Here is a 19,997-nt window from a genome sequence, read left to right on the forward strand (position 1 = left end):
TTAAGCCTCCAGTATTTTTTCAAAGTTTTCAACTAATTCGTGTACCGAGAATGGTAGTCCCTTCATCTTGTTTACCTGATAGTAATGGAATCCAGGTACACTGTCGCGCAAATAGCTGGCAAATTGTCCCAGGTTTAGTTCGCAAACAACGATTTTCTTGAATTTACTGAAAACTTCAGCTGTATTTTTGGGTAATGGTTTAATGTAATTAAAATGAGCCAGGCTTACTTTCTTACCTGCATTCTGCATCGCGCGGACAGAACTGATCATGTGCCCATAAGTTCCACCCCAGCCAACAACCAGTAAATCGCCTTCAGCTTCACCAACGACTTCCAATTCCGGAATCATATCAACAACCTTTGCGACTTTTTCGGCTCTGATTTGGGTATTGATGTGGTGGTTCTCCGGATCGTGGCTAACGCCGCCAGCTGCATTTTTTTCTAATCCACCAATTCGGTGTTCAAATCCTTCCATTCCCGGAACGGCCCATTCTCTAGCTAATGTTTCCGGATCACGGTTGTATGGTTTAAATAATTCAGGGTTGGTTGCTTTACGTGGTGTAATCGATGGCAATTCGCTCATACTTGGCACTCGCCAAGGTTCGCTTCCATTTCCTAAAAATCCATCAGTTAAGAGAACTACAGGAACCATTCGTTCGAGAGCGATCTTTGCTGCCAGGAAAGCATAGTAAAAACAGTCGGATGGAGTACTTGCGGCAACCACAACCAGTGGGCTTTCTCCGTTTCTGCCGTATAACGTTTGTAATAAATCGGATTGTTCTGTTTTGGTTGGAAGTCCGGTTGAAGGACCGCCACGCTGTACATTAACTACAACGATTGGTAATTCAGCCATCACCGAAAGTCCCAGAGCCTCTGCTTTTAAAGCAAATCCTGGACCCGATGTCGATGTTACTGCCAAATGACCTGCAAATGCAGCTCCAATTGTAGTACAGATCCCGGCAATTTCGTCTTCTGCCTGAAATGATTTTACTCCAAGGTCTTTCCGTTCAGCCAACGCTTGCAGAACGTCGGTGGCAGGTGTAATAGGGTAAGAGCCGATAAACAGATTCAATCCGGATTTTTCGGCAGCGGCTAAAAGTCCCCAGGCAGTTGCAAGGTTCCCGTTAATGTTGCGGTAAATTCCTTTTTCGATTGGTGCAGGATGTACTATGAATCGTGGAGTTGCATGCTGCATATTCATGCCGTAGTTATATCCGTCGTGAAGAACCTTCAGGTTAGCTTCAGCAATTAACGGACTTTTTTTGCCAAATTTATTCTGGATAAACCGTTCGATATAATCTAACGGACGTTCGAACATCCAGCAAATCAATCCAAGGGCAAACATATTTTTACAACGCAAAACGCTCTTGTTGTCGAGCTCCAGATCTTTAAGGCTTTCTTTGGTAAGACTGGTAATTGGTACCGGAATTTTGAAATAATCATCCAGTTTTAATTCAGCAAAAGGATCTAATGTCTGAAATTGTGCCTTGGCAAAATTCTTTTCAGAAAATGAATCTACATCAAAAATTATGGTGCCGCCTGGATTCATGAATGCCGCATTTGCTTTTAGTGCAGCAGGGTTCATGGCAATAAGTACATGAGCCAAATCTCCCGGTGTGGTAATTTTCTTTTTCCCAAATTGTACCTGAAACCCTGATACACCACCAACAGTTCCCTGAGGTGCCCTGATTTCAGAGGGATAATCCGGAAATGTAGAAATGTCATTTCCGAAAAGTGCTGAAGTGTCTGAAAACAATGTTCCAGTCAACTGCATTCCATCGCCAGAGTCTCCTGAAAACCTTATGGCTACCTCCTCAAGTTCAATAACCTTTGCATCTTTCATCTGTTTGTAATTTGTTTTTTAATTTGCAAGATGAAACTCGCCATTTTTAATTATCCTCGTGGGCGAAGAAAATCTTTTTTGTAGCTTGCTTCATTATGATATATTAATTTAATTCAGGTTTTTTTGCTTTGAAATTGTTGTAGTATCGGCTTCGAAATTATTAAACAGAAAAATTCCAGCTCATTTTGCTTGAATATTTTATTTTTTTGAAGCAGCAAAAATAACCATTAATTTGAAGCTGAACAGGATAATCTTAATTATTTATCTTGACTTTTGTCACCATCTAAATTAACTTTAAGGAGATTGTATTGATGTAAGTTGTTGTGATGTAGTGTTTTGTTGTAGTTCTGTGTGAATTGCTTTTCTCTTGAGCTTTTTTGATGTCAGAAGGGAGTCTGAATATTTTGACAGAATAGTTCTTCCTTTTGTTTCTATCTTTGTTGTTCAATTTTAAAATGAATTTTGAAATGGCACTTATAAAAACAATTTTAGGAAAAACTCCGGCATTTGGTGAAAACTGTTTTTTAGCCGAAACGGCAACGATAATTGGTGATGTTGTTACAGGCAATGATTGTAGCATTTGGTATGGGGCCGTTTTGCGTGGCGACGTTCATTATATTCGCTTAGGCAACAATACGAATGTACAGGATAATGCTGTAATCCATGCCACTTACCAGAAATCGCCCACCAACATTGGTAATAATGTAACAATTGCGCACGGTGCAATTGTACACGGCTGCACTATTCATGACAATGTGATGATTGGAATGAATGCCGTTGTTCTTGATGAAGCTGTGATTGAAAGCAACAGCATTGTGGCCGCGGGATCAGTAGTCAGCAAAGGAACCCGAGTCGAAAGTGGTACGGTTTACGCAGGTATTCCCGCTAAGAAGATAAAAGATATAGGACCAGAATTACTCGAAGGCGAAATTAAACGTATTGCCAAAGCCTATGGAATGTATTCGAGTTGGTACAAAGAAGTTTAGTGACTGTTTAAATTTTAATTTTTGATTCTATTAAGCATTAGTCTTATCATTGCAATCTGAATCATTACCTGGCTAGTGTTGGTCAGGTATTCGAAGTCTTTACTGAGTCTTCGGTAACTTTCAAACCAGGCAAACGTTCTTTCGACAACCCATCTTTTGGGAATAACGGTAAATTTACTGGAATGGTCTGATCTCAAAACGATTTCAAGTATTCAGCCGAATGTGGTTTTGGTCTTCTCTATGAGTTCTCCACGATAACCACCATCAGCAACGATCTTGACCAGCCTTTCGAACCTACCTTTCAGTAAGGCAATTACATCACTTGCTCCCTTGCTGTCATGCACATTTGCAGCATGTACAACAACGGCCAGCAGCAAACCCATTGTATCTGTAACAATATGGCGTTTGCGGCCTTTGATCATTTTGCCTCCATCAAAACCGCGACATTCGCCGCCCAATCTGGTTGTTTTAATAGACTGGCTATCAATACAAGCCAAACTGGGAGATTCATATTTCCCTGCTTTCTTGCGTATTTTTGTCGCGAAGCAGTTCATGTACTTGTTCTATGACACCGTTGTTCTTCCATCTAGTGAAATAGTAATAAACTAGTTCCCAATTGGGAAAACAGCCAGGTATCATACGCCATTGACAACCTGTTTTAATCAAATAGAAAATGGCATTGAAAATATCCCGTAAAGAATGTTTTCTCTTACGGTTGTCGTTTAAAATGCCACTTAATAGCATCCATTGGCTATCGGTGAGATTGGTTGGATAGTGTTTCATGTGTTCTTAACAGTTTGGTAACCATTAAGATAGCAAAACAAAACCAATTAATCAACTGATAGTCAGCGTTTTATTTGCAAATATTCTAAATTTAAACAGTCTCTTAGACTTTTTTTTATTATTGTTATACATAAAGAGAAGAATCTAATTTAGATTCTTCTCTTTATGTATAATGTGAATTCTATTTTACAACTGGGAATGCCACAATTCTGACCTTGGTACAACCAATCGGAACTAAAGTTAATTGCTCTGTTTTTTCCGAGACCTTTCCTTTGTAAATGCCATCGCGGGCGGTTACTGGCTGGTAAGCAACTCCTTCAATAGCCTTCCATCCGGGAATCTGCTTGCCGGGTACACTTATCTCGATTGGTGCATGACTGAGATTCCAGACAAAATCAGAATTTACAGTTTTAACCGCCGAAACGTTTATATGTTCCTTTGGATTCTGAACCGCATCCTGAACTAAACCGTAATTCCAATCCGATTCTGGAAATACCGAAAAGTAGTCGCCTTCCTTTTCGTCATTGCCTTTTTCCCAGCGCTCTTTAATTTTAAGCGCATAAACCAATGGCCCGCGTTCTATGGCAGTGGAGTTTCTTCCCCAGTTTGAAGTGGTGACCTCCATGGGGAAATAAACAACCAATTGGTCGAGGTTCGACCATTTACGATTGATTGAGACGATTTGACCATTGTTTTCAATTGGTAACTTTTTCCCATTTATTTTAATCGAAGGATTTTTACACCATGCTGGAATTCGAATGTCAAACGGAAATTCAACTGAATTCTTCATTTTCAGATCGAACTGAATTTTTTCGTCAAAAGGATAGGTGGTGTTTTCCACAATTTCAATTTCGGTATTGTCGCTTCCAACGGTTGTTTTGACCGTATTGGGACTAAAGACCAACGCAGCTAAACCATTTTTCTCATTCTTGTACCACAAATGCTGGGCGAATTTTGGCCAACCCTGATGCATATTGGCCAGGCAGCAGGTGTAGCCGCTTCGCATCCCAAGCACATTATTCATTTCACGGTCGAAGGGCAGCGAAAAATTAAACACTCCGCGCGAAATCTGAACTTGATTGGCAATCTGAAAATATTGTTTGTTGTTATAGTCATCGGTTGTTTGCGAGGGAAGCGCATTAAAGGCCATTCGTTCCAATGCATCCATATAGAATGGATCGCCGGTAATTGAGCCTATCTCTTCCAACGAATACATTGATTCAACAATGGCACAGAGTTCAGTTCCCTGAATCGGATCGTTTCCATGCAAATCTTCATCAGCCGAAAAAATCCCCATGGGCAATCCGTGAAGGGTCATCAAATCGGTAAAGCCAGTTTTTAAGGCTTTCAGGTATTTTTGATCACCTGTACGCTGGTAGTTTATTGCGGGAGATTTGATAGCCATGCCTACATTCACTCCATGCCGGTGCATCCAGCGGTCGCCATTCTGGTAAGCTGCCGCCCAGATTACCCAATCGCGATTACCAAACCATTCGCTCCAGCTGAATGATTGCGACTCAATTAAACTGGCCAATTCGAGCAACGATTCATCTTTGGTGACCTGAAACAACCACTGCGCCATCATTACATTTTCTGTTCCTCTGGAGGTTGCCCATTCAGTCCATTGCCCCAGTGGTGCATTTTTTAGCGCATTAATCTGAAATTGAAAATACTTTTTCATGAACCCGATTACCCGAGGATCACCAGTTGCCTGATAATACTGCTTCATCACTTTCAGCATAACCATTTTAGGCCACCAGTCGGCGCCTGCTTCTTTCATGTTTTTAACTGTTACAGTAGTGTCGTTTTGGAGTTCATAGTTGGTAATTCCACCAAAATAGCCAGAGGACCGTTGGTGTTCAATGGTCCAGTCGATGTATTTTTTTACTTTTTTCTGAAGGGTCAGATCTTTAAGCAACCATGCCAGCGGTACTGCGCCATCGAGCCAGTAAGGAGTCTCTTCCCAAGCATCGCCGGTCCCACCGAGCCAGCCATTGTCTTTTCCTATTTTAGCATAAACTTCATCTAAATGGCCTGAAGTTCCATTGCGCATAATTTGCAGCTGATGTTTTAACCATCCATCGGGTTGAATAGCTCCAAGCGGTAATTCCTGATAGACTGGCGGTACAAATTTTTCTGCTTCAGAAAGACTTTGTCCAAAAACATGGATTGAAATCAGGCAGACTATCAGCGATAAAAGAATATGTTTCATAGTTGTTTAGTATAGGTTGTGTCTTTGCAAAATCATTTTTTTTTGCGAATATCGTTAATTCATACTAAATACAAGCAAGGTCCCTAAAATACTCCTTCAACTTTTTTATTTTCGGATGGTTCGTTTAAAATCAACCTATTGTAAGTTTTTTGCTTCTAAAACCTAGATATTTCTATACTTTTACCCGAACTAATTTCAAAGATTTTAGATATGCTTTCCGGAAAATATAAAGTTCTTTATCAGCAACTTACATCAGAAATTGATACAAAAAGAATTTTTCACGACCCACTTCATACCTTGGCTTTTGGAACCGACGCGAGTTTTTACAGGCTCATTCCGAAAATAGTTATCAAAGCGAAAAACGAAGAAGAAGTTTCATTTATCCTGAAAGAAAGTTCCAAGCTGGGAATTCCGGTAACTTTCCGTGCTGCCGGAACAAGTCTTTCCGGACAAGCCATTTCCGATTCTGTACTTGTCATTGCCGGAAACCATTGGACAAAATTCAAAATCGATTCGGATGGACTAAAAATCAGCTTGCAACCCGGACTGACCGGCGGAAAGGTTAATTCACTTTTAGCTCGTTACGGAAGAAAAATAGGTCCCGATCCTGCTTCGATTGATGCTGCCATGATTGGTGGGATTGCAGCCAACAATGCCAGTGGTATGTGTTGCGGCACAGCCGAGAATTCGTACAAAACAATCGCCAGCATGCGTGTTATTTTTGCCGATGGAACTGTGCTTGATACTTCCGATCCTGAAAGCAAGCATCAGTTCAGTCAAACACATCCGCAATTGATTCAGGATATTACGGAGATGGCCGCATCGGTAAAAGACAATGCCGAATTGGCTGGCCGGATTGCCCGAAAATTTAAAATGAAAAACACTACCGGTTATAGCCTCAATGCGTTGGTTGATTTTGCTGATCCTTTTGAAATTATTGAGCATTTGATGATTGGTTCGGAAGGAACGCTGGGATTCATTGCCGAAATCAGTTATAAAACCGTAGTTGAACATCCGTTTAAGGCCAGTTCGTTGATGGTTTTCCCGGATATAGAAAAAGCCTGTAATGCAGTTTCACTCCTGAAGTCGGCGCCGGTTTCGGCCGTTGAATTAATGGATAGGGCAGGGTTGCGATCGGTTGAAGATCAGGCAGGCGTTCCCAACTATCTGAAAACACTTAGTCCGACTGCAAGTGCCATTCTGGTTGAAACCCGCGCCCTTCATCAGGACGAACTTAATCAGAAAATAAAAGTCATTCTGGATACTATAAAGATAATTTCTTCGGAAATACCCATTGAATTTACTTCAATCCCATCAGAATATGCCTTGCTTTGGAAAATCCGCAAAGGCATGTTTCCATCCATTGGCGCCATTCGAAAAACGGGAACTACTGTTATTATTGAGGATGTGGCTTTCCCAGTGGCACGTCTGGCTGAGGCAACACTCGATTTACATCGCTTATTCGAAAAATGGGAGTATCGCGAAGCCGTAATTTTTGGCCATGCGTTGGAGGGAAACTTACATTTTGTTTTTACTCAGGATTTTGGCTCTCAAAGCGAGGTTGATCGCTACGCCAATTTTATGTCTGACGTTGCCGATTTGGTAGTTTCGAAATACGATGGTTCGCTGAAGGCTGAACATGGGACTGGACGGAATATGGCGCCGTTTGTTGAAAAGGAGTGGGGGCACGAAGCTTACCAACTGATGAAGCAGATCAAACAGATTTTTGATCCGCAGAACTTGCTCAATCCCGGAGTTATTCTGAATAATGATCCAAAAGTACATTTACAAAACCTAAAACCTATTCCGGCGGCCAGCGAAAAAATTGATAAGTGCATTGAATGTGGGTTTTGCGAACCTACCTGTGTTTCGGCTGAACTGACTTTAACGCCTCGTCAGCGCATCGTGGTTTATCGTGAGATGGCCAGTTTGGCAAGGAGCGGCCATGAACCGCATATTGCAGCTTCGTTGGCTAAATCGTACCAATATGCCGGAAATGAGACCTGTGCCACCGATGGCTTGTGCGCCACCGCTTGCCCGGTGAAAATCGACACAGGCAAGTTGATCAAAACCCTGCGAAAGGAAGAAATCGGGGAACATCAAAACCGGGCGGTTTGGATTGCAGATCATATGAGTGGAGTAACTTCGTCGGTTCGTGGTGCGCTTTCAATTGTTGGATTCTTTCATACGGTTTTGGGGACTCCAATCATGAAGGGCATTTCCGGAGGACTACGAACTTTATCAGGGAATCGCATTCCGCTCTGGAATCCATTTATGCCGCATGGGGCAAAAAAAATAAATACGAGCCAGTTACAGAAAGCCAAAACAGATAAAAAAGTGGTGTATTTTCCATCGTGTATTAACCGGGCGATGGGCGTTTCAAAAGAAAATCGCAAGGAGAAACAGCTTTCTGAAAAGATGCTTGAATTGCTCAATAAAGGCGGTTTCGAGGTTATCTATCCTGAAAATCTAAACAGTTTGTGTTGTGGAATGGCTTTTTCGAGCAAAGGTTATACCGAGGCTGGAATCAAGAATTCGAATGAGTTAGAAGTTGCTTTATTGAATGCCAGTGAAAATGGCAAATATCCGGTGTTGTGCGACATGAGTCCATGCCTGTTTACGATGAAAGAGAACATGAAATCGGGTCTGAAACTTTACGAGCCGGTTGAATTTATTCTCGATCATCTGCTTTCGAATCTGGAAATTACACCAATGCAGGAAACGATTACTGTATTTCCGGTATGTAGCATGAAGAAGATGGGTCTGGAAAATAAACTGGTAGAGCTGGCTGAAAAGTGCGCGACGAAAGTGGTTGTTCTTGAAACCAATTGTTGTGGTTTTGCTGGCGACCGTGGGTTCTCATTTCCGGAGTTAAATGAACATGGATTACGCAATCTAAAAATTCAATTACCTGAAGGTGTTCGATATGGCTATTCAACAAGCCGAACCTGTGAGATTGGTCTCAGCCTGCATTCCGGAATTTCGCATCAATCCATCGTTTATCTGGTTGATGAAGTAAGTCGTGCAAAAGATGTTGTCGGGTAAAGAAAAAACCCAACTACTTTTGATATAAGTAATTGGGTTTTAGATGGGTGGTAGATGGGATTTGAACCCACGACCCCTGGAACCACAATCCAGTGCTCTAACCAACTGAGCTACAACCACCGTGTATGATTTTGCGGTTGCAAATATAGTATTAAATTTTTTAGTTGTGCAATAGGAAAGATACGTTTTTTAGTTTTTTTTGACTGCGATAGAGATGCAAAATATTACTAAGCAAAGTAAATTATTGATAAATATTTGACGAGAAGAATGTTACAGGCGAGGTTTACACCTGAATATTTTAGTCTGTCAAATAGTGATCATGTTTAAAGTTTGTTTTTTTGAATGAGCCCACCTTTTTCGTTCAAAAGTAAGGAATACCTAATTAGCGCTTCATCGCGAATAATCAGTTCGTAGCCGACAATCTCTTCTTCTATTATTTCGATAACGTTCATCAATTCGCCATGCAGGGCAGCTTTTTGTTTAATGTGTTCGGGAGTGGCATGAATAGGAAGATTCTTCTTTAAGTTAATCAGTTTACCCACAGAATCGAAATGAGCAATGTACTCAATGCCTTCAAGGTAAAAAATAGCTTCATAGAAGTCATCAGAATGAAGCCATTCCACATTAATTGAATCTCCAAATTTCTGAAAAAATGAGTCTTTTACTGCTTCAGGAAGTGAAACACTAGAAAACTTAAATATTTTACTTAAAATGTTTTTCATAATTCAGTAATGTAATATTGGGTTATTAGTTTATTGGTTTTAGTTTTTACGGTATTCAGAACAATTTGTAAATAAGGGTTATAACTTTCTTACTTATAGACGGAGCATTTAATAAATGTAACACTTGCGCAGGATTAATTACCCGAATTAAATTTTTCATTATACATATAGATTACCCGGGATCTGGCTCTTTTAAGTCTCATCTTAACCGCATCCTCGCTTATTCGTAGCGTCTTTGCTATTGATTTTATAGGAAGATTGTCCTGATATTTCATCAGAAGCAGTACTTTTTCTTCAGGATGTATTAATTCAAAAATAGTAAGAAGGTTCTCGTAACTTGCTTCTTCAAAATCGGTCTCCGACTCATCAATGATTTCGGGAATTTCGTTATTGCTATTCCATTCCGGATAGTGAAGTTTCTTTTTGACTCTTAAATAATCAATGCAATAATTATACGTTATAGAATAGAGCCAGGACGAAAATGAAGAATTGCCTTTAAATCCGTGAATTTTTTCGTATGCTTTGGTTAAAATGTCATTTGCAAATTCTTCAGATAATTTGGAATCTTTCAAAAAACTGAAGCATTTGTCCCTGACTTTTTTGAAATATCTTAAATAAATCAATTCAAATAATTCCTGATTTCCGGAATTTATAATTAGAAGAACAATTTCTTCGTCAGACTTCTGTTTATATTTGGTTGTTGATGCCATTTATATGTTATTGGAAATGTGAAATATATAAAAAAATGTGTAAAAAAAGATTTAAAGTTGTGTTACTTATCCTGAAACCTCCGTCACAATGATAAATTTGTCAGAAAGTCCTTTGATAATTCGATGTAAAAATAGAACTTTGTAAAAGTTTTTAGTTATATAATAGAGTTAATAGTTTTAGAGAAAAACAAATTTAAAAATTGAGTATGAAAAGTAAATTAATTATTGCTGTTGCAGCAATGGGTCTTACAGTGTTATTTAGTTCTTGTCAGAAAGTTCCACAAACAGAAATTGATGCAGCAACTGCAGCAATTCAGGAAGTAAAAGACGCTGGTGCAGACATGTATGTTCCAGAAGCTTATCAGGCTTTGGTTGATTCAATGAAATCAGCTAACGAAAAAGTAGAAGTAGCTAAAGCAAAATGGTTCCCAAGCTACACAAAAGCTAAAGCTACTTTAGCTGTTGTTAGCCAGATGGCTGTTGATACTAAAGCTAAATCAGAAGCTCGTAAAGTTGAATTGAAAGCTGAAACTGAAGCTGCTATTGTTGAAGTAAAAGCTCTTGTTGAAGAAAACAAAGGTTTGATTGCAAAAGCTCCAAGAGGTAAAGAAGGTAGAGAAGCTTTGGAAGCTATCAAAGCTGACTTAGCTGTTGCTGAAACTACTGTAACTGAAGTAGAAGGTTTGTTAGCTAATGGCGACCTTTTAGGTTCAAACAGCAAAATTAAAGCTGCTAAAGAAAAAGCTACTTCTATCAAAGCTGAATTGGAAGAAGCTATCGCAAAAAAAGGTAAAAAATAATAACTCTTAAGAGTTAGGGATTTTAAATACCCGGGGCTTTCCCCCCGGGTATTTTTTTAATAAAAATGGGATGGCCTTGAATAAGAAGAAAATTAAGTGGATAACTGTTATTTTTTTGTCAGTTGTTTTTCTCGTAATTACCGTTTGTGTAATTATTGTTTCGCAAAGGAAACAACCAAACGATGATTTAAGATTTGCACGCGAAGCTTTATCCGAAGCCAAAGAAGCCGAAGCAGATGTTTATTCTGAAACAAAATATAAACAAGCAACGCAGATATATGAGTCTGCCATGAAGAATTGGTCGAGGGAAAACGATCGGTTTATTCTAGTCAGGGATTATGGCAGTGTGATAAGTTCAGCTCAGAAGGCAAAAAAGATTGCAGAAGAATCGAGAGAAGAATCCATTGCAAAAGCAGACGACTTAAGTAAGAACGTAGATGCTGCTTTTGTGAGTATGGAAAAGAAGATTGAATTGTATAATAAGCTATTTAAGAGTCTACCTATACCTCGATCTGTTTTTGATGCGCATAATAAATCTAAAATGTTTTTTAGCGAATCAAAAATTGCTCAGGGAAATGGTAAGTTGAAAGATGCAGAAATACTTTTTAAAAAGGCCGAAATATATGCCAATCATGCCAATGCGGCAGCTGCAAAAATGTTACGCGATTATTTTAATGATTACGGCAGATGGAAAAGTTTAGCTAATGATGCAATTGCAGCTTCGCGTGGAGGAAATAAGGTGATTTTAGTTGATAAAGTTGCACATATTTTGTATGTATATCAGTCAGGAAAAATAATACGTAGTTATGACGTTGAATTTGGTCCTAACTGGATGGCGCATAAAGAGCAAGCTGGCGATAAGGCAACTCCGGAAGGAAATTATCATATAACCAGTAAAAAAGCTGGCGGTGGCACTGGATATAATAAGGCAATGTTACTTGATTATCCAAATGCAGAAGATCGAGCTCACTTTGCTCAAATGAAGCGTCAGGGACTGATTTCCAAAAGAGCTGGAATTGGAAACCTGATTGAAATACATGGCAATGGAGGGCGTGGTTTTGACTGGACAAGTGGTTGTGTTGGTATGAGAGACCGGGATATTGATGATTTGTATCGTGTTGTCGGTTCTGGTACACGTGTAACTATCGTTGGTTCTATTGAGCCTCTATCTACGGTTACTGGTGGTGTAGATTTTTAATGTGCTTTGAAACTTTTTTGAGAAATATAAGTTTATGTTATTGATATGGTATATAAAACAGGTTTAATAATAATTCAAATTCTATGATTCGTAATTTTTTTATTTATCTGGCAGTTTTGATTGTTGGGATTCTGTTTTTTGCATCAATGGTACTTTTTGCTATTCCGGCATTTCAAGAATCAACTCTTGCTTTAACAGGTCTTTCTTCAAGTTCTTCTGGTTCTGGTGAAGCTGGAACTGATAAGGAATCTATTGAAGCTGATGTTAATAAACTTCAGAAACGCCTTGATTCGTTTACACCTACAAATGCATATATGGTTGTAAATACTTCTGATAACCATTTCTTTTTATACAAGGGCAAACAGCTAATTCGAGATGGAGTCTGTTCAACCGGTAAAAATGAAAAATTGGTTTCGGCTGAAAGAAAATACGAACACGTTTTTTATACTCCATTTGGTGTCCGTAAAGTATTACGTAAAGCAACCAATCCGGTCTGGAAAAAGCCTGATTGGGCTTTTATTGAAGATGGAATGCCCATTCCTTCTGCAAACGATCCTTCGCGGTGGGAAACGGGAACCCTTGGTGCATATAAAATGGAAATTGGAGATGGTTATATGATTCATGGTACTATTTATAAACGCCGGATGGGTATGAGTGTTACCCATGGTTGTATCCGTTTACTTGATGACGATCTGGAAGCAGTATATAAGGCAATGGAAGTAGGTTCAAAAGTTTATATTTACTAAGTATGAAAGAAAATTCGGAGGAAGACTTTGATAGTTTGTTTGTTGAAAATAAACGCAGTGGTGTAAAATACATTGTTATTATTATTGTGTTGTCGGTATTGGCTTTAACTTCCATTTATGCCTATTTATCGGTCAGCTCTGTTCGTGATCGGATGAAACTTGCTCAAGTTCAGGCAGAAGGTAGCCCTCAAATCAATTCTTCGTTATTAACACAGTTAAAGGAAAAGGCGTGGCTTGAGTCACGTTTGAAAATGGCAGCTGGTGATTCTATCGGGTTGTCTATTGATTTGGAACAACATCGTATTCAACTTGAACTAAAGGGGGTAGTCCTGTTATCTTCCAAAATTCGGGACACTTCAATATCCGGGTTCTTTCGGAAAATGGATGGTAATGTGTACTTTTCAACTTTTGGAACTCCATTGACGATACAACAGTTTAAATCGTCGATTGCAAAAAATCCTTTTAAAGTTGTGCAAGCGCCTAAAGACACAATTGCCGCAATGGCTGCCATTGATGCCGCAATGAAAAAGGATTCACTGAAAGATGAAAATGTATTTTGGACAGTAAAACTCGATCGTGGCTTTGACCTGGATATTCAGGGAATTGATTCAATAGCTGAAGCTCAGAATAAATACAAATTTGGAAAGGGCTTTGAGTTTGAACGTAATTTGAAGAATATTACCAGCTCGTTTCAACATATTTTGCGATTTTCTAAACCAAGTTATAATCCCGAAATATTAATTAGCATACCCGAGAATGAGGCAAAAGCGATACTTCGGGCGCTCCCTAATAAAGCTCTTGTAACTATCCGGATTTAAAAAATTAAGTTTTCGGTTATTCAAGTAAGCCTGGAAAAGCATTTTTTTTTGAATGTTTTTCCAGGCTTTTTTTGAATTCGAAAATTGGTAAGTTTATACTTTCTACGAACATTTGTTAGCATGACTGATAATTTAAATATTTCAGGATTTATTTTGGCTGGTGGGAAAAGCAGCCGAATGGGTACGGATAAAGCGTTATTGATGTTTCAGGATAAGCCTTTGCTGCAGCATATGATCAAACGAATTGAACCGTTTTGTGATAAGGTTGCTATCAGCGGACAAAATTCGGAATATGCAAATTTTAAGGTTGAAATGATTCCTGATTTATATTCGGGTTGTGGCCCGATGGCTGGTATATTTTCGGCACTGAAATATAGCGGTTCTGATTGGAATCTATTAGTAAGCGTCGATGTCCCTTTCGTTAATGATGAGTTATTTTTTTACCTGATTTCAAATATTGGAGAGTATGATTGTATAATTCCGGAACATACTTCCGGAGTTGAACCACTTATTGCACTTTATAACCGACGAATATTACCGGTGGTAGAAGAAATGATAAAGTCAGGAGATTACCGACTTACAAACCTACTCTCGAAATTAAACACCAGCTATCTTGATTGTAACGAGTTGATCAAAAAGCATCCCCGTTTGTTCGCGAATATTAATCGAATGGAAGATTATCAGTCAATTTGAATTTTTTTTTCTGGAGAGAGAAGAAAGCTTTTACTACTTTTGAATTAAATTAAATAGCATGTCACAACTCTTATTTTATATCATTATTGGCCTTTTGGTGGCTGATTTTATTCTTGAGCGTTTTCTCGAATTCCTGAATTCAACGAAATGGAGTGATAAACTTCCTGAGGAAGTGAAAGATCTATACGATGAACAGGAGTATCAAAAGCAGCAGACTTATGAAAAAGCGAATTTTCGCTTTTCAATGCTAAGTTCATCATTCAGTTTTATATTGATGTTGCTTATGGTGCTTTTTGCAGGATTTGCTCTGCTAAATAATTGGGCATTGTCCATTTCGGTGAACCCGATTTTAACTGCATTGCTGTTTTTTGGCATCCTGATGTTGGCTTCCGATATACTCACAACACCTTTTTCGATTTACGATACTTTTGTTATTGAGGAAAAATTCGGCTTTAATAAGACTACACCTAAAACTTTTGTTCTCGATAAATTGAAAGGCTATTTACTTGGGGCGATTATCGGAGGTGGACTCTTGGCGCTGATTATCTACATTTATCTGCTTACAACTACAGATTTTTGGATCTATACCTGGATCGTAATCACTGGATTCTCCATATTTATGGTGCTGTTTTATTCCAACCTGATAGTTCCGTTATTTAATAAGCAAACTCCGCTTCCTGAAGGTGAATTGAAATCAGCTATCGAAACATTTTCAGCTAAAGCGGGATTTAAACTCGATAATATTTATGTCATCGACGGATCAAAACGTTCGACAAAAGCCAATGCCTATTTTACCGGATTTGGTGCCAAAAAGCGAATAGTTTTGTTTGACACACTGATTAACGATATGACCACTAATGAGCTGGTTGCTGTTTTGGCGCACGAAATCGGACATTACAAAAAACATCACGTCATCTGGAGCTTGCTGTTAGGAATTTTACAAACCGGAGTGATGTTATTTATATTCTCTCTTTTTGTTGGAAACCCTGATCTTTCGGCAGCTTTGGGAGTTGAAATGCCCAGTTTCCATATTGGCCTGATCGCTTTTGGAATTTTGTATTCGCCCATTTCAATGATTACCGGAATAATTATGAATGTTTTCTCCAGAAAGAATGAATACGAAGCGGATGCCTTTGCTGCAAAATATTTCGATGCCAGAGAATTGGCCGCTGCGCTGAAAAAGCTGTCTATAAAAAATCTCAGCAATTTACGCCCACATCCGGTTTACGTGTTTTTTCATTATTCACATCCAACATTATTACAACGGTTGCAGGCATTAAAAATATTAGAGTAGAGACGCAATGCATTGCGTCTCTAAAAAAAACAAATCCATGAAAGCAGAAATAATTACCATAGGCGACGAAATTTTAATCGGGCAGATTGTTGATACCAATTCGGCCTGGATGGGTCAACAGTTGAATTTTTTAGGAATCGAAGTGTATCAGGTCACTTCGGTTCACGACAATCATGAACACATACTGAAAGCATTTGCCGAAGCCGAGCAAAATGCCGATTTGGTGCTGATAACAGGTGGATTGGGACCTACAAAAGACGATATTACAAAGAAATGCCTATGCGAGTATTTCGATACCGAACTGGTTTTTCATCCTGAAGTACTTGAGCATGTGCGCTCACTTTTGTCCTCCCGAAATGTTACCATCAATCAATTAAATCAGGATCAGGCGCTGTTACCGGCCAGTTGTACCGTACTTCATAATTCAGCAGGAACAGCTTCAGGAATGTGGTTCGAACGGAACAATACCATATTCGTGTCGATGCCTGGCGTACCTTTCGAAATGGAAGCCATTATGTCTGAGGAAGTTTTCCCACGGCTCGTTAAGTTGGGAATAACTCAGTCAATCGTGCACAAAACGGTTTTAACCATTGGTCTGCCCGAGTCGATGCTGGCCGAAAAGATTGAAAGGTGGGAAGACGCATTACCCGATTTTATCAAGCTGGCTTATCTGCCAAGTCCGATGATGGTTCGTTTACGGCTTAGCGCCTATGGCACCGATCAGTCTGCACTTGAAGCTGAGGTTGATCGGCAAGTGAAAGAGTTACTGACAATTATTCCTGAATTTGTATTTGGGTTTGACGACGACAATCTTGGCATTGCTTTAGGTCGGATGCTGGTTGAATCAGGAAAAACTTTGGCTCTGGCTGAAAGTTGTACAGGTGGCAATATCGCTCATTTTATAACTTCCAATGCCGGAAGTTCTGCCTATTTCAAAGGAGGGGTGGTTGCGTATTCAAACGAAATCAAAAACAGATTGCTAGAGGTTCCGGTGGAGACACTTAATTCATTTGGAGCCGTAAGTCAGGAAGTTGCCGAAGCGATGGCTATAGGCGCTCAAAAAGCATTAAAAACTGATTATTCGGTGGCAACAACTGGAATCGCTGGACCGGATGGCGGATCGGACGAAAAACCGGTTGGTACGGTTTGGATTGCGGTGGCCGGACCTTCAGGAGTGATAAGCAAAAAATATATATTTAAGCATAACCGCGAGCGGAATATAATACGTACAACCCATACTGCGTTAAATCTATTACGTATCTTTATCTTAAACCAAAATTCAGCGCTCATATGAAACGTAAAATATTAATTGTCGCCGGAATTGTAGTTTTGATTTTTGGAATATTGGCGGCTTTGCCATTTTTGTACAAAGACAAGTTGCTTGCCAAGGTAAAAACTACCCTGAATAATCAGGTGAATGCAAAAATCGATTTCACCGATTTTAAGCTTTCGTTGTTTTCTCAATTCCCGAAAGTTGAAATGGAAATCAGGAATTTGAGTTTGGTTGGGATCGACGAATTTGCCAGCGATACTATTTTTTCGGCAGGTTCCATCTCAACCAATATTTCACTGATGGAAATGATCAGCGGCAAGGGTTTGGAATTGAATAGTCTGACCATTGAAAATCCACGGATTTCATTGATCTCGGATAAGGCCGGAAAAGTAAACTGGGACATTGCTAAAACTTCAGTATCAGCTAAACCTGAAGCAGCCAGCACTGAAGCATCAACTGAGGCATTTAAAATGAAACTAAGTGATATTCGGGTAAATAACCTGAATCTACTTTACAATGATTTGGCCATGCCAATGAAGGTTTGGGTTAAAAATACTAACATAACTTCGTCGGGTGATGTTGCCGGAACTGTTACCAGTTTTAACCTGAAGGGTGATGTTGGTGAATTTATTTTCGAATACGACTCGGTAAAATACATCTCGAAAACCAAACTAAAAGCCGAAACTTTGCTGAAGGTTGATTACGAGAAAATGAATTTTGGGTTCGATCAGGGTAAATTGTGGATCAATAATTTGCCGCTGGAAGTGAACGGTTCGTTTGCCATGCCAAACGACAGTATGCAATTTGATTTGGCTTTCCAGAGCGAAAAAAGCGATTTTGCTACTATTTTATCGTTGGTTCCGGCTGATTATCAGAAATACCTTGAAAAGGCCGACATTAAAGGTTCTGCTGAGTTCAAAGGTTCTGTAAAAGGACTGTTTTACAACGAGATTTATCCGGCAATCGATATTTTGCTTTCGGCTAGTAATGCCAGTTTTAAATATCAGGATCTGCCTGAAAGCGTTCAGGATATTCAGGTTTTGGCTCAAATTACCAAGCCCGAAGGCGATTTAAATTTGCTGAAAGTGAATGTTGAAAAGGCTCACGCTTCGATAAAAAATAATCCGATGGATTTGCGTTTGCTGGTGACTGAGCCGATGACCGATCCAAATATTGACGCTTCATTTTCAGGTACCATTGATTTTGCTTCGCTGAAACAGGCAATCCCGATCGACAGCCTCGATATTACCGGTATCCTGAAGGCAAAAATGCAAATGGCTGGTCGGATGTCTTCGATCGAAAAGCAGGAATACGAAAAGTTCCAGTCAAATGGGGAGGCTTCTGTTCAAAATTTCAGGATACAGAGTAATCAGTTGACCAAACCAATTGAGATCAGTCAGGGACAAGTAAAAGCAAATACAAAACAGATTAATATTGAACGTTTTGATGCGAAAGTAGGACAGAGCGATTTTTCGCTTCATGGTAATGTGAGTAACTATCTGGCTTATATGTTTAAAAATGGTGTGCTGAAAGGTGATTTTAACCTGAAATCTTCGTTTCTGAATTTCTCCGAATTGTCGAATATTCAGAAACCAGTGGCGAAATCGGCAGCTACAGATGCAAAAGCGGCGCCAGTCGCACCAGCCGATTCGGTGACTGCGTTTCAGGTTCCTAAAAATCTGGATCTGAGTTTTCAATCTTCGATTCAAAAAGCCGTTTACGACAAGATGCCAATCAACAACATCAACGGATTGGTGAAAATTAAAGATCAGAAAATGGATCTCACCAACCTGACCATGGAAATGCTTCAGGGAAAACTGGCAGTTAACGGTTCTTATACCAGTAATAAAGAAAATAAGCCACTTTTCGATTTCAAACTCGACATGCAAAATATCGACTTGCCAACAGCTTATCAATCGCTAAGTACGATGCGGCATTATTTGCCAATTGCAGCCAGAAGTCAGGGTAAAATCTCAACACAATTTGGTCTTTCAGGAACGATGAACGAAAAGATGAACATTGTGCCAACCAGTCTGAATGGATTGGGGATTTTTAATACACAAAACCTGATGATCATTGATTCTCCAGTGTTTGATCAGATTCGTGGAATCATTAAAAAGGAGAAGCTTAAAAATGTGAAAGTGGATGATTTTACGGCAAAGTTTCAGTTCGAAAATGGCGAGTTGAAAATGAATCCATTTAAAACCAACATTGCCGATCAGCAGGCAACTATCTACGGAAGTCTTTCTGCCGCCCGCGAAATAAACCTGAATATGGATTTTGTGGTCAATCGCGAGGATTTGGGTGCTGACATCAATAAGGGACTTGATATTTTGCCGGGTTCGCAGAATATTAAGATGATCGATGCATCGGTTATCCTGAATGGCTCATTGACTAAACCTGAAGTTTCGCTCGATTTAAGCAAAGCCCGCGCCCAGATTGAGCAGCAGGTGAAAAAGGCTTCGGTTGATGAATTGAAAGGCTCGGTTAAGAAAATTGGTGATGAACTGAAGAAGTTGTTTAAATAGAGCCACTCTAAATCTCCCCCAAAGAGGCAATGTCATATAGTTAATCATTATATAGCTCTTTTATAGTTTGTTAAAGTTTAGTGTTTGGTATTTGCTGTTTAATCGTTTCACTTTCTTTCTTCAGAGGTTCTGTCTGCCAGGCCTAACTGGTTATTATCCAAATCAGAACTTTACCATAGGATTAAAAAGATAGTCATGAAATCATCTTTCATTATGTTAGTTTGAATCTTGAATATCCATGATTATAATTGGTAAAGAATGTTCCTAAACATTTTTTACGTGCGCAAACCTTTGTGCAAACCTTTGCGCCATTTTGCTGAATCAGAACAGATAAATCACAAGCTTTT

Annotated in this window: 14 protein-coding genes, 1 tRNA gene and 1 pseudogene; 10 read left to right on the forward strand and 6 right to left on the reverse strand. The window is 39.3% G+C overall.

Annotation, left to right across the window (positions count from 1 at the left end):
• Complete coding sequence (locus AQPE_RS17885) at positions 1-1,842, reverse strand: 2-oxoacid:acceptor oxidoreductase subunit alpha (protein ID WP_318347861.1); 1,842 nt, start codon at positions 1,840-1,842, stop codon at positions 1-3.
• Positions 1,843-2,309: 467 nt separating this feature from the next.
• On the opposite strand from AQPE_RS17885, the gene AQPE_RS17890 reads away from it, so the two are divergent.
• On the forward strand, positions 2,310-2,828 hold the full coding sequence (locus AQPE_RS17890; protein WP_318347862.1) for a gamma carbonic anhydrase family protein: 519 nt from the start codon (positions 2,310-2,312) through the stop codon (positions 2,826-2,828).
• 14 nt (positions 2,829-2,842) lie between these two features.
• On the opposite strand, the pseudogene AQPE_RS17895 reads toward AQPE_RS17890, so the two are convergent.
• Positions 2,843-3,611, reverse strand: a pseudogene (locus tag AQPE_RS17895) (IS5 family transposase).
• Between the two features lie 181 nt (positions 3,612-3,792).
• Positions 3,793-5,823 carry a beta-L-arabinofuranosidase domain-containing protein gene (locus AQPE_RS17900; protein WP_318347863.1) on the reverse strand — a complete coding sequence of 677 codons (2,031 nt, stop codon included), beginning with the start codon at positions 5,821-5,823 and terminating at the stop codon, positions 3,793-3,795.
• A gap of 210 nt (positions 5,824-6,033) precedes the next feature.
• Between AQPE_RS17900 and AQPE_RS17905 the strand changes: the two genes are divergently transcribed.
• Positions 6,034-8,868, forward strand: a complete 2,835-nt coding sequence (locus tag AQPE_RS17905) for an FAD-binding and (Fe-S)-binding domain-containing protein (protein WP_318347864.1) — start codon at positions 6,034-6,036, stop codon at positions 8,866-8,868.
• A gap of 45 nt (positions 8,869-8,913) precedes the next feature.
• Here AQPE_RS17905 and AQPE_RS17910 read toward each other — a convergent pair.
• The 3 genes from AQPE_RS17910 to AQPE_RS17920 all read right to left on the reverse strand — a co-directional run bounded on the left by AQPE_RS17910 (position 8,914) and on the right by AQPE_RS17920 (position 10,300).
• Positions 8,914-8,989, reverse strand: a tRNA-His gene (locus AQPE_RS17910).
• A 202-nt stretch (positions 8,990-9,191) separates the two neighbouring features.
• Complete coding sequence (locus AQPE_RS17915) at positions 9,192-9,590, reverse strand: hypothetical protein (RefSeq protein ID WP_318347865.1); 399 nt, start codon at positions 9,588-9,590, stop codon at positions 9,192-9,194.
• Positions 9,591-9,724: 134 nt separating this feature from the next.
• A complete protein-coding gene (locus tag AQPE_RS17920; RefSeq protein ID WP_318347866.1) occupies positions 9,725-10,300 on the reverse strand; it encodes an RNA polymerase sigma factor in 576 nt (191 codons plus the stop codon).
• Positions 10,301-10,506: 206 nt separating this feature from the next.
• Here AQPE_RS17920 and AQPE_RS17925 point away from each other — a divergent pair, with 206 nt between their 5' ends.
• The 8 genes from AQPE_RS17925 to AQPE_RS17960 all read left to right on the forward strand — a co-directional run bounded on the left by AQPE_RS17925 (position 10,507) and on the right by AQPE_RS17960 (position 19,650).
• Positions 10,507-11,100: a hypothetical protein gene (locus tag AQPE_RS17925; RefSeq protein WP_318347867.1), complete on the forward strand. Its 594-nt coding sequence runs from the start codon at positions 10,507-10,509 to the stop codon at positions 11,098-11,100.
• A gap of 76 nt (positions 11,101-11,176) precedes the next feature.
• A complete protein-coding gene (locus tag AQPE_RS17930; protein ID WP_318347868.1) occupies positions 11,177-12,298 on the forward strand; it encodes a L,D-transpeptidase family protein in 1,122 nt (373 codons plus the stop codon).
• Between the two features lie 83 nt (positions 12,299-12,381).
• The gene (locus tag AQPE_RS17935) at positions 12,382-13,044 is read left to right on the forward strand and encodes a L,D-transpeptidase (RefSeq protein ID WP_318347869.1); all 663 of its coding nucleotides are present in this window, start codon (positions 12,382-12,384) and stop codon (positions 13,042-13,044) included.
• 2 nt (positions 13,045-13,046) lie between these two features.
• A complete protein-coding gene (locus AQPE_RS17940) occupies positions 13,047-13,862 on the forward strand; it encodes a hypothetical protein (protein WP_318347870.1) in 816 nt (271 codons plus the stop codon).
• Positions 13,863-13,982: 120 nt separating this feature from the next.
• Complete coding sequence (locus AQPE_RS17945; RefSeq protein WP_318347871.1) at positions 13,983-14,555, forward strand: molybdenum cofactor guanylyltransferase; 573 nt, start codon at positions 13,983-13,985, stop codon at positions 14,553-14,555.
• 58 nt (positions 14,556-14,613) lie between these two features.
• Entirely contained in the window at positions 14,614-15,849 is a 1,236-nt protein-coding gene (locus AQPE_RS17950) for a M48 family metallopeptidase (RefSeq protein ID WP_318347872.1), read from the forward strand.
• Positions 15,850-15,886: 37 nt separating this feature from the next.
• A complete protein-coding gene (locus AQPE_RS17955) occupies positions 15,887-17,143 on the forward strand; it encodes a competence/damage-inducible protein A (RefSeq protein WP_318347873.1) in 1,257 nt (418 codons plus the stop codon).
• Positions 17,140-19,650 carry an AsmA family protein gene (locus tag AQPE_RS17960; protein ID WP_318347874.1) on the forward strand — a complete coding sequence of 837 codons (2,511 nt, stop codon included), beginning with the start codon at positions 17,140-17,142 and terminating at the stop codon, positions 19,648-19,650. Before AQPE_RS17955 ends, AQPE_RS17960 begins: the two co-directional genes overlap by 4 nt.
• Positions 19,651-19,997: the final 347 nt, after the last annotated feature.

This window comes from Aquipluma nitroreducens, assembly GCF_009689585.1.
Classification (GTDB): Bacteria; Bacteroidota; Bacteroidia; order Bacteroidales; family Prolixibacteraceae; genus Aquipluma; species Aquipluma nitroreducens.